General features: G+C 62.5%; 21 protein-coding genes. 12 read left to right on the forward strand and 9 right to left on the reverse strand.

What is annotated here, in order from left to right; all coding sequences use genetic code 11:
* Positions 1 to 53 precede the first annotated feature (53 nt).
* Genes WAQ08_RS15710 through WAQ08_RS15750 form a run of 9 tightly spaced genes read left to right on the forward strand, consistent with a single transcriptional unit; the run spans position 54 to position 10,140 of the window.
* Positions 54 to 2,411 carry an SLBB domain-containing protein gene (locus WAQ08_RS15710; protein ID WP_422192822.1) on the forward strand — a complete coding sequence of 786 codons (2,358 nt, stop codon included), beginning with the start codon at positions 54 to 56 and terminating at the stop codon, positions 2,409 to 2,411.
* 3 nt (positions 2,412 to 2,414) lie between these two features.
* Positions 2,415 to 3,593, forward strand: coding sequence for a GumC family protein (locus tag WAQ08_RS15715; RefSeq protein ID WP_422192762.1), 1,179 nt, complete (start codon positions 2,415 to 2,417; stop codon positions 3,591 to 3,593).
* A 43-nt stretch (positions 3,594 to 3,636) separates the two neighbouring features.
* Entirely contained in the window at positions 3,637 to 4,902 is a 1,266-nt protein-coding gene (locus WAQ08_RS15720) for a lipopolysaccharide biosynthesis protein (RefSeq protein ID WP_422192764.1), read from the forward strand.
* Complete coding sequence (locus WAQ08_RS15725) at positions 4,889 to 5,572, forward strand: DapH/DapD/GlmU-related protein (protein WP_422192766.1); 684 nt, start codon at positions 4,889 to 4,891, stop codon at positions 5,570 to 5,572. The genes WAQ08_RS15720 and WAQ08_RS15725 overlap by 14 nt, the downstream gene beginning before the upstream one ends.
* Positions 5,569 to 6,285, forward strand: coding sequence for a class I SAM-dependent methyltransferase (locus WAQ08_RS15730; RefSeq protein WP_422192767.1), 717 nt, complete (start codon positions 5,569 to 5,571; stop codon positions 6,283 to 6,285). The genes WAQ08_RS15725 and WAQ08_RS15730 overlap by 4 nt, the downstream gene beginning before the upstream one ends.
* Positions 6,285 to 7,421 carry a hypothetical protein gene (locus tag WAQ08_RS15735; protein ID WP_422192769.1) on the forward strand — a complete coding sequence of 379 codons (1,137 nt, stop codon included), beginning with the start codon at positions 6,285 to 6,287 and terminating at the stop codon, positions 7,419 to 7,421. The genes WAQ08_RS15730 and WAQ08_RS15735 overlap by 1 nt, the downstream gene beginning before the upstream one ends.
* The gene (locus WAQ08_RS15740) at positions 7,418 to 8,278 is read left to right on the forward strand and encodes an alpha-1,2-fucosyltransferase (protein WP_422192770.1); all 861 of its coding nucleotides are present in this window, start codon (positions 7,418 to 7,420) and stop codon (positions 8,276 to 8,278) included. Before WAQ08_RS15735 ends, WAQ08_RS15740 begins: the two co-directional genes overlap by 4 nt.
* A complete protein-coding gene (locus WAQ08_RS15745) occupies positions 8,279 to 9,064 on the forward strand; it encodes a glycosyltransferase (protein WP_422192772.1) in 786 nt (261 codons plus the stop codon).
* Positions 9,065 to 9,093: 29 nt separating this feature from the next.
* Positions 9,094 to 10,140, forward strand: a complete 1,047-nt coding sequence (locus WAQ08_RS15750) for a glycosyltransferase family 4 protein (RefSeq protein ID WP_422192824.1) — start codon at positions 9,094 to 9,096, stop codon at positions 10,138 to 10,140.
* A 30-nt stretch (positions 10,141 to 10,170) separates the two neighbouring features.
* Here WAQ08_RS15750 and WAQ08_RS15755 read toward each other — a convergent pair whose 3' ends face one another.
* On the reverse strand, positions 10,171 to 11,307 hold the full coding sequence (locus tag WAQ08_RS15755; RefSeq protein WP_422192774.1) for an MraY family glycosyltransferase: 1,137 nt from the start codon (positions 11,305 to 11,307) through the stop codon (positions 10,171 to 10,173).
* A gap of 418 nt (positions 11,308 to 11,725) precedes the next feature.
* On the opposite strand from WAQ08_RS15755, the gene WAQ08_RS15760 reads away from it, so the two are divergent.
* From WAQ08_RS15760 to WAQ08_RS15770, 3 genes are all read left to right on the forward strand, one after another.
* Positions 11,726 to 12,007 (forward strand): hypothetical protein, encoded by a 282-nt coding sequence (locus WAQ08_RS15760; protein ID WP_422192776.1) that lies wholly within the window; start codon positions 11,726 to 11,728, stop codon positions 12,005 to 12,007.
* Positions 12,008 to 12,070: 63 nt separating this feature from the next.
* Complete coding sequence (locus WAQ08_RS15765; RefSeq protein ID WP_422192778.1) at positions 12,071 to 12,787, forward strand: YjbF family lipoprotein; 717 nt, start codon at positions 12,071 to 12,073, stop codon at positions 12,785 to 12,787.
* 47 nt (positions 12,788 to 12,834) lie between these two features.
* Positions 12,835 to 15,579: a YjbH domain-containing protein gene (locus WAQ08_RS15770; protein ID WP_422192780.1), complete on the forward strand. Its 2,745-nt coding sequence runs from the start codon at positions 12,835 to 12,837 to the stop codon at positions 15,577 to 15,579.
* A 20-nt stretch (positions 15,580 to 15,599) separates the two neighbouring features.
* Here WAQ08_RS15770 and WAQ08_RS15775 read toward each other — a convergent pair whose 3' ends face one another.
* The 8 genes from WAQ08_RS15775 to WAQ08_RS15810 all read right to left on the reverse strand — a co-directional run bounded on the left by WAQ08_RS15775 (position 15,600) and on the right by WAQ08_RS15810 (position 21,956).
* The gene (locus tag WAQ08_RS15775) at positions 15,600 to 16,178 is read right to left on the reverse strand and encodes a hypothetical protein (RefSeq protein ID WP_422192782.1); all 579 of its coding nucleotides are present in this window, start codon (positions 16,176 to 16,178) and stop codon (positions 15,600 to 15,602) included.
* Positions 16,179 to 16,240: 62 nt separating this feature from the next.
* Complete coding sequence (locus tag WAQ08_RS15780; protein ID WP_422192783.1) at positions 16,241 to 16,873, reverse strand: hypothetical protein; 633 nt, start codon at positions 16,871 to 16,873, stop codon at positions 16,241 to 16,243.
* 2 nt (positions 16,874 to 16,875) lie between these two features.
* The gene (locus WAQ08_RS15785) at positions 16,876 to 18,216 is read right to left on the reverse strand and encodes a hypothetical protein (RefSeq protein ID WP_422192785.1); all 1,341 of its coding nucleotides are present in this window, start codon (positions 18,214 to 18,216) and stop codon (positions 16,876 to 16,878) included.
* The gene (locus WAQ08_RS15790; RefSeq protein ID WP_422192787.1) at positions 18,213 to 18,446 is read right to left on the reverse strand and encodes a DNA gyrase inhibitor YacG; all 234 of its coding nucleotides are present in this window, start codon (positions 18,444 to 18,446) and stop codon (positions 18,213 to 18,215) included. Before WAQ08_RS15790 ends, WAQ08_RS15785 begins: the two co-directional genes overlap by 4 nt.
* 10 nt (positions 18,447 to 18,456) lie before the next feature.
* Positions 18,457 to 19,215, reverse strand: a complete 759-nt coding sequence (zapD, locus tag WAQ08_RS15795; protein WP_422192789.1) for a cell division protein ZapD — start codon at positions 19,213 to 19,215, stop codon at positions 18,457 to 18,459.
* A gap of 28 nt (positions 19,216 to 19,243) precedes the next feature.
* A complete protein-coding gene (coaE, locus tag WAQ08_RS15800) occupies positions 19,244 to 19,852 on the reverse strand; it encodes a dephospho-CoA kinase (protein WP_422192790.1) in 609 nt (202 codons plus the stop codon).
* A 29-nt stretch (positions 19,853 to 19,881) separates the two neighbouring features.
* The gene (locus WAQ08_RS15805; RefSeq protein ID WP_422192792.1) at positions 19,882 to 20,742 is read right to left on the reverse strand and encodes a prepilin peptidase; all 861 of its coding nucleotides are present in this window, start codon (positions 20,740 to 20,742) and stop codon (positions 19,882 to 19,884) included.
* Complete coding sequence (locus WAQ08_RS15810) at positions 20,742 to 21,956, reverse strand: type II secretion system F family protein (RefSeq protein WP_422192793.1); 1,215 nt, start codon at positions 21,954 to 21,956, stop codon at positions 20,742 to 20,744. The genes WAQ08_RS15805 and WAQ08_RS15810 overlap by 1 nt, the downstream gene beginning before the upstream one ends.
* Positions 21,957 to 21,983: the final 27 nt, after the last annotated feature.

Below are 21,983 nucleotides of genomic sequence, written 5' to 3' on the forward strand. Positions count from 1 at the left end.
AAGGCAGCCTTGGTTTGTCCGGTCAAACCGGCTATGGCGGCAGTTTTGGCCGCATGGATTCGGGCCTGTCGGGCGTGCCCACCATTCGCCAGGGCGTGCAAGGCCAGGCGCCCGATGGCTACGGCACGGGCGCATCGCGCATCGGCGCCCAGCAGGGCGCTTTCCTGGCGCCGCCCAAGCCGCTGCCCCCCAACGAGTTCCAGAAGTTCGTGCTGGAAAGCACCGGTCAGGCCCTGCCCCTATTCGGCGCCAGCTTCTTCGACACTGCCCCTGATCTGTACGCGCCGCAGGCCAACGCCCCCGTGTCGGGCGACTACCGCCTGGGCCCGGGTGACGAACTGCAGATCCGTGGCTGGGGCTCGGTCGACATCGACGTGCGTGCCATCGTCGACCGCAACGGCCAGATCCACATCCCCCGCGTGGGCGCCGTGCCCCTGGCCGGCGTGCGCTCCGCTGAAGCGGAAAGCGCCATCCGCAGCGCTGTGGGCCGCTACTACAAGGATTTCCAGCTCAGCGTGACGATGGGCCAACTGCGCGGAATCACCGTGTACGTGGTGGGCCAAGCCCGCAAGCCCGGCGCCTACAACCTGAGCGGGGCCTCCACCCTGGTGTCGGCCTTGTTCGCCAGCGGCGGCCCCAATGCCACCGGCAGCATGCGCCACGTGCAGGTCAAGCGCGGCGGCCGTACCGTGACCGAGCTGGACCTGTACGACTTCCTGGCCAAGGGCGACAAATCCGCCGACATCAAGCTGCAGGATGGCGACACCATCACCATCCCACCGGCGCGCGGCTACATCGCCCTGACGGGCAAGGTGGGCTCCCCCGCCGTGTACGAACTGGATGGCGAGAAGGACACCATTGGCAGCACCCTGGCCCTGGCTGGTGGCCTGCCCGTGGTGGCCGATCCCAACCGCGCCTACCTGGAGCGCGTGGACCCGACCAAGAAGCCCGCCCGATCGGTGGAGAGCTTCGCGCTGGACGCCGCTGGCCTGAACCGCCCGCTGCGCAATGGCGATCTGCTTTCTGTGATGAGCCTGAGCCCCGAGTTCGGCAACGCCGTGACCTTGCGTGGCAACGTGGACCAGCCCGTGCGTGCGCCCTGGCGTGAAGGCATGAAGGTGCGTGACCTGATCCCCAGCAAGGCGTACCTGATGTCGCGTGCCTCGGTGCAGCGCCAGAACAGCGTGTTGCTGACGGACGAAGAGAAGTGGCGCATCGAGGATGGCTACCAGGCTGCGCGCCGTGCGCAGGAGGCGCCTGTGCCGGGTGGAGCATTGCAAGGCGCGAACAGGCTGCCGGGTGAGCGGGATCAAGCCACGCAACGCCAGGAGCTTGCACGCCAAGGCGAGCGCCCCCGTGGTGATGCCGGCGTGCGCGAAGTGCGTGACAACGCCGACAGCCTGGCCCAGCGCATCGGCAACCTGGTGGATGAGATCAACCTGGAATACGCCGTGATCGAGCGTGTGGACAGCAAGAACGTGAAGGTGCAGTTGCTGCCCTTCAACTTGGGCCGTGCCCTGGAAGACGCCAACAGCCCCGACAACCTGGCGCTGCAGCCGGGCGACATCGTGACCGTGTTCTCCGTGACCGATGTGCGCGTGCCCCAGGCCAAGCGCCAGGTGTTCGTGCGTGTGGAAGGCGAAGTGCGCCGGCCCGGCATCTACCAGATGAGCCCTGGTGATGGCCTGCCCGAGTTGCTGGAGAAGGCTGGCGGCCTGACGCCTGATGCCTACCTGTTCGGCGCTGGCTTTTACCGTGAAGAGGTCAAGCAGACACAGCAGAAGAACCTGGATCAACTGGTGCGCCGCCTGGAGGCGCAGACGCAGACACAACTGAGTTCTTCCGCAGCGAGCGTGTCGGCCATCAGTGGCGATGCATCGGGCACGGCCCGGCTGCGGCTGGAGGCAGAGGCCAAGGCGCAACAGCAGGCGCTGGAGCGTTTGAAGAACCTGAACCCCTCGGGCCGCATCATGTTGGGGCTGCAGCCTGACAACACGGCGGTGGATGCCTTGCCGGAGGTGCGGCTGGCCAACCAGGACAGGCTGGTGATCCCGGCGCGCCCCGATTTTGTCTATGTGCTGGGCTCGGTCAATACCGAGGCATCGATGCTGTGGCGCCGGGGCGGCACAGTGCAGGATTATCTGAACCAGGCAGGGCTGACCAGTGGTGCAGACAAGGATGAGCTGTTCATCATCCGTGCCGATGGGAGCGTGGCTTCACGCAACAACGGCGGCTGGTTCAACCGCAGCATCAACGGCGCGGCGGTGCACCCTGGCGACCTGATCGTGTTGCCCGAGAAGACCGATCACGAAAGCGCATGGAGCGTGTTCACACGCAACGCCAAGGACATCACGCAGATCATCTACCAGTTCAGTCTGGGGGCTGCGGCAATCAAGACGTTGAGGAATTGAGTCATGAAGACCGCTCATGAAGCTCCTCCTGAACACCTGACCGAGCGCATAGCCGATTCTTCCGAGCCGACATGGCTGGAATTGCTGGCGGCGGTGGGAGAACACAAGTGGCTTGCTGCGGCAGTCTTTTTACTGATTGTGGGGCTGGGCGGGGCGTACACCTTCACGCTGCCCCGCCTCTACACCTCGTCGACCTTGCTGTTGCCACCTCAGCAGCAGCAAGGGGCCGCGTCCGCCGTGCTGGCACAGCTGGGCGCGTTAGCCGGGGCTGCGCCCGGCATGAAGAGTTCTGATGAGATGTATGCCGCGTTCCTGCGCACTCAGACACTTCAGAACATCCTCATAGAGCGGTACAAGCTGGTGGAGTGGTATGGAGAGGAGAACAAGACCGATGCGCGGCTGACCTTTCAGCAACTGACGAGGGTCAGTGCCGACAAGAAGACAGGGCTTGTCACGGTGGAGGTCGATGACCGTGACCCGCAGATGGCCGCCACGCTCGCCAATGCACACGTCCAGGAACTGGCCAAGCTGTTGGCAAGGCTGGCCGTCACCGAGGCCCAGCAACGCGTGCTGTTTCTCGAGGATCAGGTCGGCAAGGGGCGGGATGAGCTGGCCAAAGCCGAACTGGCCTTCCGCAAGGCCCAGGCCGAGACGGGCTTCGTGGCGAGCCAGGCTTTGGCGGAAACAGGGGTCAAGGCAGGGATCGAGCTGCGTTCGCTGATCGCTGCCAAGGAAGTGGCGCTCAAGTCCCTGAGCCGGTTCGCGACGCCTCAGAACGCCGAAGTACAGCGGCTCGCTTCGGAGCTGGCGGCCCTGAGGGAGCAACTGCTCAAGATCGAGCAGGGTAGCGGTCCCGGCAAGAACAGTTATACGGAAGGCAGCGGCGCGCTGTCGGCGTACCGGGAGGTCAAGGCCCGGGAAGCGGGGCTGGAGTTCCTCGTCAAACAGTACGAGATCGCCAAGGTCGACGAGGCCAAGGAGGGCGCCACGCTGCAGCAGGTGGAGCGTGCCTTGCCGTCCGAGAAGCCATCGCGGCCCCGGCGTTTGCCCATGCTGGTGATGTTCGTGCTGGTGGGCCTGGCCGCTGGTGTCTTATCGGCCTTTGTGAGATCCCGCCTGAAGCGCTCGTATGCAGAGCGCCCGGAAGTCTGGCGCAGACTGTCTGCTGCTTGGCGTAGCTGATTTCATGCGCGTGTCCAGGCCGCTCCTGGCCTCGTACGCGGCCATGGCCGCCTCCACGACGCTGCCGCTCCTGGCCATGCCTCTCTGTGCCACGGCACTGGGCCCCAAGGGCTGGGGCCTGGCGAGTTATGCCTTCCTGCTGCAGCTGGTGGCGACGCTGATCGAGCAGGGGTTCTCCCAGGCGCTCGTGAAGGAGATGGCGGAGGCGCGCTTGAGTGGCAAAGGGGGGTTCCGCTCGCTGTTGAAAGGGCTGGAGCGCTTCTACGGGCTGGCGGTGATCGGCATCGCCGCCTGTGTGGCTGTCGCGTCTCATACCCTGGCGCTCGGGGTGGCTGAGCGCAGCGACCTCGACGTCGGTCTTGCCCGTGAGGTCGTGCTGCTGTCGGGCCTGCTCATTGCCGTGCAGCTTCCCGGGGCGCTGTACAGGTCTGCATTGATCGCCTCCGAATGGCACGTCGCCAACAGCCTCCTGATCATCGTTGCCCAGAGCTTGCGGCATGGCGGCGGCATCGCGGTAGCCGTCATGTTCGGGCGGCCGGAGCTGTACCTGATCTGGATGGTGACGGTGGCATTGATTGAGACAGTCGGGCGCCGGTGTGTGCTCTTGTGGCTCGTGTCCAGGGAAGCCTGCGCACAGGCGACGGCATCTCACGATGGAGATGCGGGCGCAGGCCCCCGCATCGCGGTGAAAGATGTCATCCGGCGCAGCGCCAAAATGTCACTGGCCGTGCTTCTGGGGTCTCTGGCGGTATATATGGACCGGTTCATCGTGGGGCAGAAATTGCCGGTGGAAAGTCTCGGCATCTATACCCTGGCTTCCACGGCGGCCATCGGAGTCACCCAACTGGTGTATCCGATATGCCAGCTGAATCTCCCGAAGCTGGTACAGGTCGGAGAAAACCGGGCGGCCCGGTGGGCCATCAATCAGAAAATGCTGCTCCAGATGCTCGCGATGGTTTTGGTCGCCGGCGGGCTGTATGCGGCCATCGGAATGCATGTGGTCAGCTGGTGGCTGAAATCGGATGCCCTGATCCTGCAGGTGGCGCCTTTGCTGCCCTGGCTGTTGTTGGGCTCAGCCTTGAACGCACTTTACAATGTGGGCTACCTGAACTGGATTGCGGACGGCAATCACGGTGCCATCATGAAAGTATATGGTTTCTGCTTGGTGGCAGGGCTGGCAATCGTGCCTTGGTCCATCGAGAAATATGGCCTGTCGGGTGCGGTGGTGGGCTGGCTGTTGATCAATACCATCTGCTTTTTCTCGTCTTTCCAGTGGGTATTGAACGGTTGGCGCCATGGGCATCATTAAGAAAATCATTGCAAACCCCGTGGTTCGATACTACAGGGATTTGCTGGTCACCTGGAAAAGCAGTAGCGTCCATCCCAATGCGACTATCCTGCCGGGTGCGGTATTGCGCTCCTGCCATATATCGGAGTGGGCAACCGTTGGGCACGACGTCAATCTCGTCAACGTGAATGTCGGGCGCTATTCCTATATTTCCATAGGTTCCCGCCTGGCGAATTGTGCGATCGGCCCCTTCTGCTCCATTGGCGGCAATGTCGTCGTGGCGCCGGGCAGGCATCCCTTGAATTTCGTCTCGTCCCACCCGTTTTTCTATTCCAACGAGCACCCACAGTATCCGCCGGCGAACAGCAGCGTCGAGTTTCTCCAGAATGAAACCGTCATGATCGGAGCCGACGTCTGGATAGGACTGAACGCCGTGATACTCGACGGTATGTCGATTGGCGATGGTGCCGTCGTGGCGGCCAATGCCGTGGTGACCAGGGATGTGCCGCCGTATGCGGTGGTCGCGGGCGTGCCGGCCAGGATCGTTCGCTATCGCTTCGACGAAGAGACCCGGGTGGCATTGCAGCGGTCCAGATGGTGGGACAAGGATGACCAATGGCTGGCAGCCAACAAGAACAAGTTCACGGACGTTCAGCGCTTCGTGAACGAGATGCATGAGGGTGAAAAATGAGCCTTAAATCCTTCGTCCGGGCAGCATTGCGGATGGATGACAACCTCCAAAGCCGCAGGCGCTGGCTCAAGAAGGCGCTGGGCGATGTGCCTGCCGGCTCGAAGATCTTGGATGCCGGGGCGGGAGAGCGCCAGAACCAGGCGCTCTGCGGACACCTGCAATACGTCTCCCAGGACTTCTGCCAATACCCAGGCACAGGGCCTGAGATCGGCCTGCACAAAGGTGAGTGGAACACCAAAGGGATCGATATCGTTTCAGATATCACGGCCATTCCCGTTGCCGATGCGGCCTTCGATGCCGTGCTCTGCAGCGAGGTGCTGGAACATGTTCCCGATCCGCTTCAGGCCCTGAAGGAGTTGTGCCGGGTCACCGCACCCGGCGGGGCCCTGATATTGACTGCGCCTTTCGCATCCGTGGTCCATTCGGCGCCGTACTACTTCACTTCCGGCTTCAGCAGGTACTGGTATGAGCATCACCTTGCTGCCAATGGCTTCGACATCATCGAACTGTCCAGGAATGGCTCCTGGCATGACGCGCTGTGGCAAGAGGTGGTGCGGCTTCCATCGATGCAGCGGCATGCCTCGATCGTTGCCTTCCTGGCGGCCATCGTTTTCCTGCCCGTGGCCTACGTGATGCTGCGGCCCTTCGGCAATTGGAAGGACCGGGAACTGAGTTGCTTCGGGTGGCACTGCATCGCCAAGAAGAGAGCCTGATGCGACTCATCGTCTTGTCCTTGTTGATGTTGTCTGCCGTGGGGATGAGTCTGCTGCAGGTCACCCTGGCAGGCAGTCCCTACAGCGGCTTCTCGATATTGGGCGAAACGGTGCATGCGGGGTTGCCATCGCTCTACCTGCAGGCGGCAGTTTTCCTGGGGATCGGTTTCTTGCTGGGCATCCCCCATTTTTCAAGGCGCCAGTATTTTCAGTACCAGCTGAAGGCAGAAGACATCAGGCGTGACCTTCGCATCCTGATCGTGCTCAATTTCGTCGTGATCGCCGTCAGCCAGTATTTCATGGGGGCGGCCGGTGTCCTGGGCATCATCTCCGGGGCGGTGACGGCGCAGGACATCGAGGCTGCCCTGGATGCATCCCCCTTCGGGATCCACGGGGTGAAACTGCTGTGCGGGTACTTTTCAATCGTGATGCACCGGGCGTCCTATTCCTTGAAGGATGCCAGGCTGCTGAAGACGATACTGATCATCGAGGCGCTCTTCATCTTTCTTTCCAGCGCCAAGATGGGCGGCATGCTCTTCTTCTTCGCGAGCTTGCTGACCCTGGAGCAAGGCAAGAGCGCCAAGGTCATGCTCAAGGGGCTGGTCGCGACTGTCGTTCTTCTGGGCGTCTTCCTGGTCACGCGGTTGGCCCGCAATCCGGACATGCAGGTGGGTGACATCGGTGCGTTCCTGATGACCTTCGTCCTAGGGCTTTACTTCGGCTCACCGGTCGTCAACACCAATTACGTCATGGCGCACCCTGAGGTGGAGGGCAAGATCATTTTCCTGATATCGCATCTGGTGCCGCAAAAGTTGCTGCCGTCCACGCTGAAGGACGCCATGGTGAGCTTTCCCGACCCCACCTCGCCGCTGGGCCTGATCGGCTCGATGTATGCCGCCTACTCGCTTGTCGGGGTGGCCCTGGGGTGCCTCTTCGCGGGGTTCCTGGCATCCAGGCTGGCTCCTGGCGATGGCGGGAATCCCGTCAAGACGCTGTTCCTTCCCTTTCTGCTGGTGGCATCCGGGTTCTCCATCATGTACCACCACTTCTTCAATCTCAATTTCTTCTGGATGCCGCTCTTCATGGCTTGGTTTGTATCCCTGAGGTATTTCAGGCAATCGGAACGCGCCGCATGAAGTTGGTCAGGTTGCAAGGCGGTCTGGGCAATCAGATATTCCAGTATGCCCTCTGCAAGAAGCTGGAAAACCAAGGCGCCACGGTGATGCTCGACCCGCGGCATCTGCACCGGTATCAGCCTCCCCGCGATCTGGTGCTCGACCAAGTGTTCCGTGATGCCGGGCGGTATGTGCTTCCTGTCGGCAGCGATGTCGATGCCGGTTTCAGGACGCGCTGGCTGGGCGGGAACATCCTGAGCTCCAGGCTTCTTGCCGCGCTCGGGGGGGCGGATGTCCTGGTCGAGCGAGGTGGGTGGTCGCTGGCCGATCTGGAAGGCTCGGCGCGCTACTACGTGGGTTACTGGCAGTCAGAGAGTGTGGTGCAGTCCGTGGTGCAGGATCTGAAGGGGGACATCCTCCATCTTTCGGAGGGCGAGATCCGGTCCTTCGGGGTGGGCGACGTGCGTGATGAGGATGTGGCCCTTCATGTGAGGCGAGGCGACTATGTGACCCACGCCAGAGCGGCGGGTCACCATGGTGTCCTGGCGATGAGCTATTACGAAAAGGCGCTGGCGCTGTGCGCGCAAAGAGGCTGCAAGAGGGCCGTCATATTCTCGGATGACATCGAATGGTGTCGCAAGGCGCTTGCAGACAACTCCATCGAGACGGTGTTTGCAAGTTCGCCGAAGCCGGCGGACGATGTCGCCGAATTCAAGCTGATGCTCGAATTCAGGAACCATGTCATTGCCAACAGCACCTTCAGTTGGTGGGGTGCCCGGTTGGCCAGGGACAAGGACAAGGGGTTCACCATTGCTCCGCGCCAATGGTTCGTGAACTCCGGTTCGAGTTTTATTCCTCAGGCTTGGGACGTACTGTAGATGACTGATCCAAACACACCGCAGGATGGGGTGTCGGTGCTCTTGTGTAGCAACAAGGCCGATGACTACATGGACATCGCCGTACAGAGCATTCTGGCGCAGCAGTACGAGAACTTCGAACTGGTCATCGTCGCCAACGGGCAGGGCGCCGCTGCTATCCAGCAGAAGTACGGTGACGCCGATCCCAGGATCCGGGTGGTGACCACCGCGTTCAAAGGCTTGACGACCAATCTGAACATCGGTCTGTACTTCTGCAAGCATGAGCTGATCGCCCGGATGGATGCGGATGACATCGCTCGGCCTGAGAGGCTGGCCGTGCAGGTACGCCGTTTCCGTGAAGCCCCGCGTCTCACGGTCTGCGGCTCGTCCTACGAGTTGATCGACCTGGAAGGGCAATTCGTGAAGCGGATGCGTCCGCCGCTGCTTGATCGAGACATCCGGCGTGCCATGTGTGTCAGGAATCCGATCTGCCATCCTTCGGTGATGCTCCGAAAGGCCGCCGTGCTGAAAGTAGGCGGCTACCTCACGGGCTTGCATGCCGAGGATTACGATCTGTGGGTGCGCATGGCGGCCGATCCAACCTATGTTTTCGAGAACATCGACGAACCGCTGATCCAGTACCGACAATGGTCGACCGAATCGCGAGGCTCCGCTGCTGCATACGGGACTGCCATGATGACCTGTGCCATTGCCTTCTTGCAGGGGCAGGGGTTCGGCTACCTGTTCGGGGCTCTGGCGTTTTCCGTCAAGTTCCTCAAAGCCAGACTTGCGACGCGTGTGCCATGAGGGTGCTTCAGATCATCACTCTTTCCGAAATGGGAGGAGCTCAACGCCACGTATTTGACCTCGTCGCCACACTTCGGCACAAGGTGGACATGACGCTGGTCGTAGGAGCAGAGGGGTGGTTGGCTCAACAGGCGCGGGCACTTGATGTTCAGTGCCATGTCCTGCCCAGCCTTGGGCGTTCCGTGAACCCCTGGAAAGATCTTGTCGCGTTAAGGCAGTTGGTGGCACTGATCCGCGATCATGGTCCCGACATCGTGCACCTCCACAGCAGCAAGGCTGGCTTCCTGGGGCGTATTGCGGCAAGGGTCGTCGGCGTGCCGGCGATATATACCGCGCATGGATGGGGTTTCAAGCCAGGCGTGCCGTTGCACCGCCGTTACATGGTCCTGATCGCCGAAGCGCTGGCAGCCCGTCTAGCGGCCCGAATCATCTGTGTGTCCAGCTACGACTTTCAATTGGCTGCGCGCAATCGCCTGTTTCCCTCGCGCCGTCTTGTCGAGATCAGAAACGGGGTGGCCGATGATGCTCCTACAAAGCGTATCAGGCAGGATGGCAGGTGCCGTTTTGTGATGGTCGCTCGGTTCCAGGAGCCCAAGCTTCAAACCTTGCTGCTGTCTGCATTCAGCCACCTTCAGTCCACGGATAAGGAGTTGTGGTTCTTCGGAGGTGGGCCTGAATTCGAGGCAACGAAGACTCAAGCGAGCGCCATGGTCGACGTGACATTCTGGGGTAATCAGGACAACGTTCGGGAACGTTTGGCTGATTGCGACGTGTTTGTGCTGCTCTCTGCGTATGAGGGCTTGCCGCTGAGCATCATTGAAGCCATGCAGGCAGGGTTGCCCGTGGTTGCATCACGCGTGGGTGGTGTGCCTGAGCTTGTTGACCACGGACGCAGCGGTGTCCTGGTTGACAACGCCAATATCAATGATGTTGTCCAGGCTCTGTCAAGTTTGCTGCATTCGGCTCAGCAACGTGCTGCCATGGGGCGGGCTGGCCGGAGGCTTTACCTTGAATCCTTCAGCTTGGAAGCGATGGCTGATGCGGTTGAACGCCAGTACACCCAAATCTGCGGGTAAAGGTTGCGGCGGTGTGGGTGCCTGTGTTTGTCAGGCGTGCATAGGGCTCTCGCCGTCCGGCTCGATGGTCTTTGGAAAGCATCCAAGAACCATGGTTCTATAAATGGCGATGTAGATGAGCGCGAAGCCCACAATGGCGGTCGCAAGTACCGGAGATCCTTGTCCCATGGCCGTCATCCAGATCGCTGTGATTTGGCATGCGGCCACCAGCATCCAGATATAGAAGCTCGTCACACCATGGCGTAGCCAAGCGGGGGCGTTTTTTCCAAACTGTTGACCTACGATTCGTCGGAAGACCAGCATATGGAAGTGCACCTTGTCCGGCTTCCCCATTCCAGTCTTTCTGTACACGTCCTTGCGCCACATGGAGAACACTGTTTCGAAGGCAGGGTAGATGCAGGCAAGAAGCACGGCCCAGGTGGAAACCTCTTCATTCCGGCTCAACAGAAGGACGGCACATTCTGCGAGCCAGAACCCGGCGAGATAAGCCCCACCATCTCCAAGGAAGATCTTGCCAAAGGGATAGTTCAAAAGCATGAATCCAAGGCTCGCCCCGATGCCCAGAAGACACATTTGCAGCACCAGCGTGTCTCCGGCCCAATGAGCGATAGCACCTAATCCTGCCAGCATGATCACGATGCTGCCTGAGGCCAAGCCATTGAAGCCATCAATGATGTTCACAGCATTGGCAATGCCTCCCACGGCAAAGCAGGTGAACATCACGGCGATAGGGGCCAGTGTCATCAGGGCATCTAGTCCAAACGTGTCCAGTCGGGTTAGGGACGCATCGACCAGCCACGCTGCCAAGGCGGCCGAAGAGAATGTTGCCAGCAGCCTTATGCCAACTGACACCCGCTTGGTGATGTCTTCAAGCAAGCCCGCCAGGAAGGCGGGAAGGCTTGCCATGATCAGCAGGAGCAAGGGCTCTGTATCCGAACGGTCAACGAAAACCGCGAGGCCCATGACGCCGCTCAGCAGGCCCGCAAAAACGGCCACCCCCCCAATCCGTGGCACTGGCACGTCATGAAACTTCTGTGCCCCAGTCAAGTCGCCGTCCAATGAGAGCCGCCCGTGCCATCTTTGAGTCAATACCAGCAACAAGCACACGCCGAAACTGACGGCCATCGTGATGCTGAAGGCGGCGACCAGCGGGTCGTCTATGGACATAAGGTTGGGATCCTGATTGTGTTAACTGCATCTGCGGAAGCGGCTTTGGCACGTCCTCGCAAATCACGAGCATCAGTTGGCGGCGGCTCGTTAGTTTGATACAAACATTTTAGTCATCAAACCCATGCAACGGATGTCATCTTGGTGTGGCGTCTGGCTTACATTGGCTGTAGTTGAGCGGGAAAACGCGCACTTTTTCATGCCCATCGATTGCAAACAGGTGGCATGCTAGTCCCGCGAATGCAGGGTGGCAATCCTATTTTGCGGGTTCATGCCCTTGCACTGAGATGCAGGTGAGTTGTTGCAACCGATGCCACCGTTGAGTGTTGTCAGCGGCCAAGTGGCTTCATGCACTTGTCCTTGTCGTGCCATACTGATCCGAAGACGCAAAACTGCGCCAAAATTGAGAGGTCGCTTTATGAAAAAACTGATCATTGCAACGTCGTTCTGCTTGGTCGCTTCGGGCGCCTTCGCTGTTGACGGCGTGAGCAGCAGCACGGCTGCTGGTGCTTCCACGACAACCACGACCAGCGCAGTAGCAGCTGGCGCGGCAGGTGCTGGCGGTGCCGGCTTCGCTGCAGGCACCACGGCGTTGATCGCTGTCGGGACAGCGGCAGCCATTGGTGTGGCGGTGGCCGTGGCTGTGTCCAGCAACGACAACAGCACGCCTGCAACAGCGACGGCGACGGCTACGCGCTAACGCGCTCCTGGTGCTCCTCTGTAACTGGGGCATTACTTCCCCATTTTCTGAAGCGCCCTCAACATGAGGGCGCATCTGAATGAGCGGCTGACTTCCTTAAGGTCGGCTGCTTTGGTTTGTGTGTGCGTTGTTGCCTTTGGCTTGGGTCTACAGGGCTGCGCCTCCAACCAGGCCGCGGCTTTTGACGCGGCGCGTCTGTTGTTGTCCCGTGGCGATCAGGCCGCGCTCACGCAGCAACCGCTGAACCCCAAGTACAGGTACCTGCGCGTCACCTTCAATGGCCATCCGGTCTTGCTGGTGCTCGGCTATGTAGATCAGCTTGATTCGGCGTCACCGGTAGAGGTCTGGTACAGCGGCTCAGGCGAGGTGTTGCGCTTGCGCCATGGTCGTCTGGCCGGGCTTGTCGGTACGCCTGCGGAATGGCGTGATGTGCGTTGGCCCCAAGGCGTGCCGGCGTGGCAGGCAGCCTTGCAGCAGACACCACCCCCGTATGAGCGCGTGCTTGATCAGATGCCCGGTTATCGCCTGGGCGCTGCCCAGTCATTGCAGATCGAAGCCTTGGCCACGCCCCGCGACACGGCATGGGCAGGCAACGTGCCGGCTGACTTGCGCTGGTTTCGGGAGTCGGTCGTATCCGGTGCTGGGGCTTATCCGCCAGCCCGGTATGCCGTGAAGCTGGGGCCACAAGGGGCCCAGCCCGTGTATGGCGAGCAGTGCATTGCTGCCGATCTGTGCATCACCTGGCAAACCTGGGCCGTTGACCAAGGGCTGCGTTCATGAGTCTTTGCCGAGTGGCCTGGGGTCGAGCATTCGGATCCCTGGTTCTGATGTGCGCGACACAGACCCTGGCACTGCCCTCCTACGCACAGGCGCCTTCGCAGGGGCCGGATCGCGTCGTGGAGACCGAGCAGCGACTGAGTGATTGGTTGCTGGCTAACCCGTTGCCAGACAACGCCGACCTCTTTGCACTGGGATGGTACGCCGCGGCCGAGCGGGCTGGGCAGCAACAGCGCCAGACCGAGTTGCGGCAAGCCCTGGCCGGACGCTTTTCTGCTCTGGCGGGAGTGATCGCCGACATGCCCGTCACGGGCCGTGTGCCGCTGCCCAAGGCGGATGCTCGCTGGCTCCAGACTAACCCCAAGGCAGACCCCTGGTTGCGCCGGGGGGATGTCGTGCATGCGGCGCCGCGCAGCCCGTGGGTGTCCTTGCTGCGCGTCAGTGGCCACATGTGCCAGGTGCCTCACCAGCAGGGTGCCGATACAGCCACCTATCTGCGGGCGTGCGGTGTGGTGGCGGCGGATCGTGCGTGGGTGGTGCAGCCCGATGGGCGCGTGTTCAGCCACGGCGTGGCCGGCTGGAATGGGCAATCACAGGATGCGCCCGCGCCGGGGGCCTGGTTGTGGGCGCCCGACATGGGCGAGGGCATGGATGCGGTCCTGTCCGAGCAGGTGGTGGCCTTTCTGGCCACGCAGGCTGTGGCGCAGCAAGGCGTGCCCTGGTCGTACAAGCGTCAGGCGCGTAAGGTCAGCCAGGCTGATCAGGCCCGGGATCTGCCCCTGATCGGCAATGATTGGGGTGTGGTCGGCCTGCTGCAGACGCCCACGGCACGCATGGCGCCAGCAGGTACTGGGGCGCTGTCGTTCAGCCGGCAAGAGCCCTACAGCATGATCACCATGACCCTGCAGCCTGTGGATTGGCTGGAGGTGGCGTTTGGCTACATCAGCATTTCTGATCGGCTCTATGGGCCGGATATCGCTGGCGACCAGTCCTACAAGGACAAGAGCGCCCACGTGAAGGTGCGGCTGCTGGAAGAATCAAGGCTGTGGCCGCAGGTGGCCGTGGGCTGGCGCGATCTGCTGGGTACAGGCATTTTCTCGGGTGAGTATTTTGTGGCCAGCAAGCGCTTTGGCGCGTTCGACCTAAGCGCCGGACTGGGCTTTGGCTACGTGGGTGGGCGGGGTGATGTGCGAAACCCTCTTGGCTTGGTGGCCAAGCGTTTCGATACTAGGCCTGATGGCAGCACTTATGTCGGCAATGGCGGCACGGTCAGCACCCACGCTTTCTTCCGTGGGCCTGCAGCGTTTTTTGGCGGGGTGCAGTACGAGTTGCCGGGGCAGCGCTGGGTGCTCAAGGCAGAGATCGACGGCAATGATTATGCGAACGACCAGGCCGGTCGGCCCATCAAGCAACGCACGCCGCTGAACCTGGGGGTGGTGTATCGCCCCTGGCGTTGGTTGGACGTGACCCTGGGGGTGGAGCGGGGCGACATGCCCACGCTCACTGTGCAGATGAATGCACCACTGGACAAGCTGTTCATGCCCAAAGTGCTGGATGCTCGTGCTGTGCCAGTCGCTGCCGGCAGGCCTGCCAAGGCCGGGGATCCCTCGGTCACGGCGCGAGACATCCAGGTGCAGACCGGCCTGCGTGTCAGCAGCATCGAGCAGCGCGGCAACACCTGGTCTGTGGTGGTGGCCGATCCGGCGATGGGGTATGAGCGGCCCGTGGTGGACAAGGTGGCGGCCGTGGTCCATCGGGATGCGCCAGCACCGGTGGACCGCATCGAGTTGCGGTTTGACCAGCGCGGAGTGAAGGTAGCCCAGGCCGTGGTGGATCGGGAGGCCTGGGCGCGCGCGCGTACCCAATTGCTGCCGACCAGTGAACGCTCCGAGGCGATCACCAAGCAAGCGGTGCCACCGGCTTCTGCGCAGGCATCCAGTGAGGTCTTGTATGACAGTGAGCCCTCCCGGTTCTCGTACGGGTTCGGATTGGGTTATCGCCAGACGCTGGGCGGCCCTGATGGCTTGCTGTTGTTCCAACTGTCCGCTACGCTGGATGCGGCGTTCAAGCTGAGTCCGGACACCTGGGTCAGTACCTACCTGAACGTGGGCCTGATAGATAACTACGACAAGTTCAAGTTCACCGCGTCGAGCAACCTGCCGCGTGTACGCACCTACATCCGTGAGTACCTGACCACGCGCAATGCGACCATGCCCAATCTGCAACTGACGCACATGGGCGGCGCTGGGGATCACTTCTATCTGGCCTATGCGGGCCTGCTGGAAACCATGTACGCGGGCATCGGGGGTGAATATCTGTACCGCCCTGTGGGCAGCCGGCTGGCCGTGGGCCTGGATGTCAACCGCGTGCGCCAGCGGGCCTTCGAACAGGATTTCGGCCTGCGTGACTACGAGGTGAGCACGGGCCATGTCAGCGCTTACTGGGACACCGGCTGGCAGGATGTGGTGGCCAAGATCAGCGCCGGGCAGTACCTGGCCGGCGATCGCGGCGTGACGCTGGACATCTCTCGCGTGTTCCCCAATGGCGTGACCATGGGGGCTTATGCCACCAAGACGAACGTGTCCGCAGAGCAGTTCGGCGAGGGCTCGTTCGACAAGGGCGTGTACGTAACCATCCCCTTTGATGCCATCCTGCTTCGCTCGGGGCCGTCGACAGCGTCCATCGTTTACGCACCGCTGCTGCGCGATGGCGGTGCACGCCTGGGACGCCGCTTCAAGCTCTACGACCTGACGTCTACTCGCGATCCACGGGCGCTGCAGTTCGGCGCGCCCTGATCGACCGGGTCAAGGCCGCGTCACGGGCGTGGCCAACCCTGCACGGGTGTCTTGAGCACCTTCAGCAGGGCAGCATCCCGGGCAGCTGCATCGTCCCCGATCATGGCCCGCATCAGCGTCAATGTTTCCGCCTTGCGCTGTGGATCTTCCAGCCGCCATCCGTGTCGTATCAAGAGGGCATCGGCCGCGCCGAGCTGCGGTGCCTCAGTGGCATCAGCGCACACGATGCGGGCCAGGCGTTCGCTGGCGTTCGTGCCAGGGACGGAACGCGTCAACCCTTCCATGGCCAGCCCGCACAACCACGGATCATCGTGCGCGAGCACTTTGCGCTCCAGTATGTCCATCGCGGCGGGGTGCACGGTGATCGAGAGCAACGCATAGGCGCAGTTCAGCACGAACTCATCGGATGTTTCATGGGGGGGCTGCGCCTGGAGCACCTCCTCCAGCAACTGCCTTGTGCATGTATTCGGCGTGATGAAGGCGAGCGGGCGTGGCGCACGCGCATGGCGCTGCCGAAATGCCTGCAGCAGGGTTTCGTGTACCAGCAGGCGTTCAGGTTCGCTCAGATGGGCCAGGTTGTAGACGGACACGCCGTCCATGGACTCTCGCCCCGTGGCGTTGAACTCACGCAGGAACAAGTCATAGGCTGCCGTCATGGCGTTCAGCGAGGCACGGGCTTGACCGGGGTTTTCAAGACTTTGACGAGCGCGGTATCGCGTTGTGTGGCATCGCCGTCGACCAGTGCCCGCAGCAATTGCAGCGCCTCTACCTGCGTTGCGGCATCCGTGAGATACCAGCCGTGGCGCTGCAGCAAGGTGTCGGCCGCATCGGCGCGCAGGTCTTCGTCGTCCATCGCGCGCACCAGTCTGGCCAGCCGGGGGCTGGCGTCGCTGGCGGGCAAGGCCCACCGCAGGCCGTCCATGGCGATGCCGCGCTTCCAGTTGTCGGTCGCCTTCGTGAAGACGCCTTCGAGCGCGTCAAGGACAATGGGCCTGCCTGACAGCAGGGCCAGCGCGGCCAGCACCTGCAGTTCGAAATCAGTGGCCTGCGCCGCGGTGGCCGCTGCCGGAGCCAACGGTTCCAGCAACGCCAGGGTGTCTCCCTCGGGGCTCAGCACCGACAAGGGCACAGGCGCGCGCATGTCGTGCTGCGCGACGAGGTCCACCAAGGCTTGGCGAACCTTGATGCGTTCGTCCGCGGTGAGTTGCCTGAAATTGCTGGTGGAAAACCCCTCCAGCCGCTCACGCCCTTCGGCCTTCAGTTGCTTGATGAAGAGATCGTAGGCTGCTGTCATGATCAGGTCTTGTTGGTAGGCAGGACGATGGGCGGTGTGAACGTGATCTCACCACGGCGTGCCTTGTTGCGCAGGATGCGCTCTTCGACCAGGCGCCACATCAGGCCGCCATCGGGGTGGCGGTCGGGCGTCTGAACAATCGTGATCTTGCCTTGCGCGCTTTCGGCGTACGACGCCGAAGCCAGCGCCCACAGATCGCGCAGATAGGGTGGGGGCTCCTTCGAGTCCTGGTTCCAGGGCAGAGCCTTGCTGGGATCATGCTTGTCCCAGTCATCGATGATCGTACCGCCAGGGGTGGATTCAAGCGCTACCCCGCCTTGATCGGCTGCGATGTCGATCGCAGCCTCCTTGTCCCCCGACCAGAACACCGCCAGATCCTTGGGAGATGCCACGTTCAGCCTTGCCACCAAGGGGGCCCAGTCTTCGGCGGTGCCTTTGGTGCGGGCATCGCGCTTGGGCCAGCAGGATTCCAGCACGGCACGTGCTGCAAGGCGTTCCTTGTGCGCCTGTGCCTTGAGCTTCTCGGCCGCGGCCAGGTCGCCGCGCGCCTCGGCCTTGCGGGCAGCCAGCAGTTGCTCGCGAACACTGGCGCCGAGCTTCTCGAGCGCCTGGCGCTCCTGCTGGATCTTGGGGTCGTCCTGGAGGGTCTTGATGAGCACGAACGCCCTGTCCATGCCGGGCTCGTCCAGCTTGCCCAGATCCTTTTGCGTCAGCGCTTCCGCCTGTGCCTGGCGCAGCACACTGTTGAGCTTCTTCACCCCCTCGGTGGCCTGAACGACGGCGCCGAGTTTGAGGGCGGACGTCAAGTCCTGCACGGCCTGACGCAGCGCCGGGGCAAGACGGCCGCCAGTCTGGATCGCTTGTTGAACCTCTGGCAGCAGGAGCTTGAGGGCGGCCTGGATCTTGGCCAGCGCCGCGGTGTTGCTGCTGCCGGCATCTTCCGGGTCATCGCGGCCGATGCCTGTTTCAGCGCCCCCATCGTCATCCTCTGAAAGCTCCTGCCCTTCCAGCTTGAGCGCCACCTTGCGGATCGGCAGCCCCTGGAGCTTGAGCCAGTTGGCCAGCTTCTTGGCCAGGCCTGTGGGCGGTTTGGCATCCAGCACCAGCACCAAGGTGTCCTTGCGGCTGTCATCGACTTCGGTGGTGCCGAAGGCCAACTGCTTCGAGCCGGTGGCTTCCTTGAGCACCTTGGCCAGGGCGCGGCCGGCGCGCGTGTGGTGCAGGCTCAGGCGGTGATCTTCCGGACGCTTGCCCAGGGCCGCCGCAAAATTCATGGGCTGGCGCCGTGCGCGCTGCAGCGACGCCTTCAGCTCGGCGGCTTCGTCGTCGCTGAACCCGCTCATCGGATGTCGTCCGGATCGATCAGATCCTCAGGCAGGTCTTCCGGGTTGGGCTTGGCCGACATGCGGTACTGCTCGCTGGCCCAGGCGCCCAGGTCGATGGCCTGGCAGCCCTTGCTGCAGAAGGGGCGGTAGGGGTTGTCCAGCAGGTAGGGGTGGGGCTCGCCGCAGGATGGGCAGTGCACCATCGGGGGCTTCTTGGGCGTGTCCATGGCCGTGTCGGTTCGGGGCATCAGGCGTGAATCAAGCGCACAGGGTCAGCTCGAAGCCGGCATCGGTGTCGGTGGCCAGCTTGGGCTTGCCGTCGGCATCCTGGCGCATCAGGCGGAGCGACACCATCAGGCGGTTGCCGCTGATCTCGGGCACCAGACCCAGGCTGGGGTCGATGCGCAGGCGCAGCAGCAGGTAGGTGCGGCCTTCTTTCAGGCTGTGCTGGAACTGCCCGCCAGGGGCTGCCACCATGTGCGGCACGCCGGCATCGCGCAGCAGGCTGAGCATCAGCGACAGGGCCTCGTACAGCGGCCCCAGGGTGCCGGCCCATTGCTGCAGATCGGCCTGGCGGCGGACAGGCGGCTCATGCTGCCAGGCGTAGTAGGAGGGCAGATCGAATTCGCAGGTGCCGCCGGGGATGCTGATGCGGCTGCGGATGCTCATCAGCCAATCGTTGGCCGACAGTGCCTGGCCGGCCTTGCCTTGCAGGTGGTTCAGTCCCTGGTAGGCGTTGTCGATGCGCTGCAGCACCTGCTGCAGCACGGCTTCCTGGATGGCGGGGTTGCCGAGGTAGCTTTCGAACTGGTGCTTGTAGCGGTCCAGTTCCTTGAGCAGATCGCTCTTGATGTCGGCCCGTGAGGCGACATCCATGATCTCGAACAGGGTGGCTAGCGCGTAGTGGTGATCGACCGGCGTTTCACGCGTGGCCAATTGCTCCAGGCGCTTGAACAGATGCTCCAGGCGGAGCATCGTGCGGATGCTTTCGTTGAAAGGGTATTCGTAGAGGATCAACACGCCACCTAAAGCTTTTGCACGCTGTTCAGGGGTGATTGTTCCACAGGTCCCACAGTTCCCTGACCTGCTGCTGCAACTGTTGCAGGGTGATGCCGTCGTTGAGGATCACATGGTCTGCCGCGGCACGGCGCTGTTCACGGCTGGCCTGCTTGGCCAGCACGGCTTCGACGGCCGGCCTCTCCCAGCCTGAACGGGCCATGACGCGCTGGATCTGTGTCTCTGGCAGGGCATCGACCACCAGGATGCGATCAACCTTGTCGCGCCAGCGGCGGCCCGATTCGACCATCAGCGGTACGTCGTAAACCACGGTTTGCCCGGGCGAGGCCTTGGCGGCGTGCGCGTCGGCCTGCTGACCAATCAAGGGGTGCAGGATGGTCTCCAGGCGCGCCAGGGCGGTCGGATCGCTGAAGGCCAGGATACGCATGCGCGCGCGGTCCATGGCGCCCTGTGCGTCGACCATCTCGGGCCCGAAGGCCTGGCGGATGGCCTCGATGGCGTGGCCACCGGGGGCTGTCAGTGCGCGGGAGATGGCATCGGTGTCGACCAGGTGCGCGCCCAGATCGACCAGCATCTGGCCCACCGTGGACTTGCCGCTGCCGATGCCGCCTGTCAGGCCGATGGTCTGGAGGGGCATGACGCCAGCGTTGTGGGCGCGCTCAACACTCACCAGCCGAACCAGTCCAGCACGCGGGCCTCGCCAGCGAACAGCACCACCAGGCCGGCGCCGGCCAGGAAGGGGCCGTATGGCACGTACATGCCTTCGCGCAGGCTGCTCTGCAGCTTGAGGATGATGCCGACCACCGCACCGATCACGGATGAGATCAGGATGATGGGCAACAGCATCTTCCAGCCCAGCCAGGCGCCCAGGGCGGCCAGCAGCTTGAAGTCGCCGTAGCCCATGCCTTCCTTGCCGGTGGCCTTCTTGAACACCCAGTACACCGTCCACAGCGAGAGGTAGCCGGCCACGGCGCCCCACAGCGCATCACGCAGGGGCAGGGCAGGGTTCCAGCCCAGGCCGGCCACCACCAGGCCTGCCCACATCAGCGGCAGGGTGAGGTCATCGGGCAGCAGCGTGGTGTCCCAGTCGATCATGGAGGCGGCCACCAGCACGGCTACCACGGCGCACCAGGCCAGCGTGAACGGGTGCGGGCCGAACTGCCAGGCGCAGGCCGCGAACAGCAGGCCGGTGGTCAGTTCGACCAGGGGGTAGCGCCAGGAGATGCGGGTGCCGCAGCCCGAGCACTTGCCACGCAGCATCAGCCAGCTGATCAGCGGGATGTTCTCGTACCAACGGATCTTGTGGCTGCAGGCGGGGCAGCGCGAGGCGGGCCGGGACAGGCTCAGCGGCTGGCCATCGCCCTCGGCATCATCCAGTTCGAGCATGTCGCGTGCATCCTGCTTCCACTGCCGCTCGAGCATGAGCGGCAGGCGGTGGATCACGACATTGAGGAAGCTGCCGATCAGCAGTCCCAGCACGAACAGCACTGCCGGGGTCAGCAGGATCGGCAGGTAGGTGTCGAACATCAGACCACTTGACCGATCTTGAAGATGGGCAGGTACATGGCCACGACGATGCCGCCGATCAGCGTGCCCAGGAACACGATGATGATGGGCTCCATCAGGCTGGACAGGCCCTTGACGATTTCATCGACTTCTTCTTCATAGATGTCGGCGGCTTTGCCCAGCATCGAATCCAGCGCGCCGGACTCTTCGCCAATGGCGGCCATCTGAAGGACCATGATGGGAAAGATGTTGACGCTCTGCATCGACGTGGTCAGGCTGGTGCCGGTGGACACGTCTTTCTGGATCTTCTCGGTGGCTTCGGCGAACACGGCGTTGCCTGCCGCCCCCCCCACGGAGTCAAGCGCCTCCACCAGCGGGACACCTGCGGCGAACATTGTCGAGAGCGTGCGTGTCCAGCGGGCCACGGCCGACTTGAAGATCAGGTTGCCGAACACGGGTACTTTGAGCAGCAGCCGATCCATCGTCTTCTGCATTTTCTCGGATCGCTTCCAACTCTGGAAGAAGAAGTACAGTCCGCCGCCCAGGGCGATGAAAATCACCCACCAGTAGGCGACAAAGAACTCGGACATCGCGATCACGAACAGCGTCGGCGCCGGCAGGTCTGCGCCGAAAGATGAGAAGACTTCCTTGAAAGCGGGCACAACAAACAGCATGATCACCGTCACCACGATGAAGGCCACCACGAGCACCGAGGTGGGGTACATCAGTGCGGACTTGATCTTTTGCTTGATGGCCAGCGTCTTCTCCTGGTAGGTGGCCAGGCGGTCCAGCAGTGTTTCCAGGATACCGGCGGCCTCACCGGCCTCGACCAGGTTGCAATACAGCGCATCGAAGTACATTGGGTGCTTGCGGAAGGCCTGCGACAGGCTTGTCCCGGTTTCCACATCGCCCCGGATGTCATTGAGCAACTTGGTGACGCGTGGGTTGGTACTGCCCCGGGCCACGATGTCGAAAGCCTGCAGCAGTGGCACGCCCGCGCGCATCATGGTGGCCAGTTGCCGTGTGAAGACGGAAATGTCTTTCTGCTTGATGGAGGAGCCGCCGCTTGTGCGGCGTTTCTTGACCTTGTTGACCAGGATGCCCTGTCGGCGCAGCGAGGCACTGACCATGGCTTCTCCACCCGCGCGGGTTTCGCCTCGCACGAGTTTGCCGGTCCTGTCCTTGCCTTCCCACTCGAAGACGAATTCCTGCGGTTTCTTGGCGGCGGTAGCCATAGGGCGATGCTCCGGTCTGTGTTCGTT

The organism is Aquabacterium sp. (genome assembly GCF_049274795.1).
GTDB lineage: Bacteria > Pseudomonadota > Gammaproteobacteria > Burkholderiales > Burkholderiaceae_C > Aquabacterium.

Coding starts and splice junctions, on each gene's coding strand:
- WAQ08_RS15790 (WP_422192787.1), bottom strand. CDS start 18,446: ATGCCCCGAACCGACACGGCCATGGACACGCCCAAGAAGCCCCCGATG.
- WAQ08_RS15780 (WP_422192783.1), bottom strand. CDS start 16,873: ATGACAGCAGCCTACGATCTCTTCATCAAGCAACTGAAGGCCGAAGGG.
- WAQ08_RS15765 (WP_422192778.1), top strand. CDS start 12,071: ATGAGGGCGCATCTGAATGAGCGGCTGACTTCCTTAAGGTCGGCTGCT.
- WAQ08_RS15725 (WP_422192766.1), top strand. CDS start 4,889: ATGGGCATCATTAAGAAAATCATTGCAAACCCCGTGGTTCGATACTAC.
- WAQ08_RS15730 (WP_422192767.1), top strand. CDS start 5,569: ATGAGCCTTAAATCCTTCGTCCGGGCAGCATTGCGGATGGATGACAAC.
- WAQ08_RS15745 (WP_422192772.1), top strand. CDS start 8,279: ATGACTGATCCAAACACACCGCAGGATGGGGTGTCGGTGCTCTTGTGT.
- coaE (WP_422192790.1), bottom strand. CDS start 19,852: ATGCCCCTCCAGACCATCGGCCTGACAGGCGGCATCGGCAGCGGCAAG.
- WAQ08_RS15735 (WP_422192769.1), top strand. CDS start 6,285: ATGCGACTCATCGTCTTGTCCTTGTTGATGTTGTCTGCCGTGGGGATG.
- WAQ08_RS15805 (WP_422192792.1), bottom strand. CDS start 20,742: ATGTTCGACACCTACCTGCCGATCCTGCTGACCCCGGCAGTGCTGTTC.
- WAQ08_RS15785 (WP_422192785.1), bottom strand. CDS start 18,216: ATGAGCGGGTTCAGCGACGACGAAGCCGCCGAGCTGAAGGCGTCGCTG.
- WAQ08_RS15760 (WP_422192776.1), top strand. CDS start 11,726: ATGAAAAAACTGATCATTGCAACGTCGTTCTGCTTGGTCGCTTCGGGC.
- WAQ08_RS15775 (WP_422192782.1), bottom strand. CDS start 16,178: ATGGACGGCGTGTCCGTCTACAACCTGGCCCATCTGAGCGAACCTGAA.
- WAQ08_RS15770 (WP_422192780.1), top strand. CDS start 12,835: ATGTGCGCGACACAGACCCTGGCACTGCCCTCCTACGCACAGGCGCCT.
- WAQ08_RS15750 (WP_422192824.1), top strand. CDS start 9,094: ATGGGAGGAGCTCAACGCCACGTATTTGACCTCGTCGCCACACTTCGG.
- WAQ08_RS15710 (WP_422192822.1), top strand. CDS start 54: ATGGATTCGGGCCTGTCGGGCGTGCCCACCATTCGCCAGGGCGTGCAA.
- WAQ08_RS15740 (WP_422192770.1), top strand. CDS start 7,418: ATGAAGTTGGTCAGGTTGCAAGGCGGTCTGGGCAATCAGATATTCCAG.
- WAQ08_RS15715 (WP_422192762.1), top strand. CDS start 2,415: ATGAAGACCGCTCATGAAGCTCCTCCTGAACACCTGACCGAGCGCATA.
- WAQ08_RS15720 (WP_422192764.1), top strand. CDS start 3,637: ATGGCCGCCTCCACGACGCTGCCGCTCCTGGCCATGCCTCTCTGTGCC.
- WAQ08_RS15810 (WP_422192793.1), bottom strand. CDS start 21,956: ATGGCTACCGCCGCCAAGAAACCGCAGGAATTCGTCTTCGAGTGGGAA.
- WAQ08_RS15755 (WP_422192774.1), bottom strand. CDS start 11,307: ATGTCCATAGACGACCCGCTGGTCGCCGCCTTCAGCATCACGATGGCC.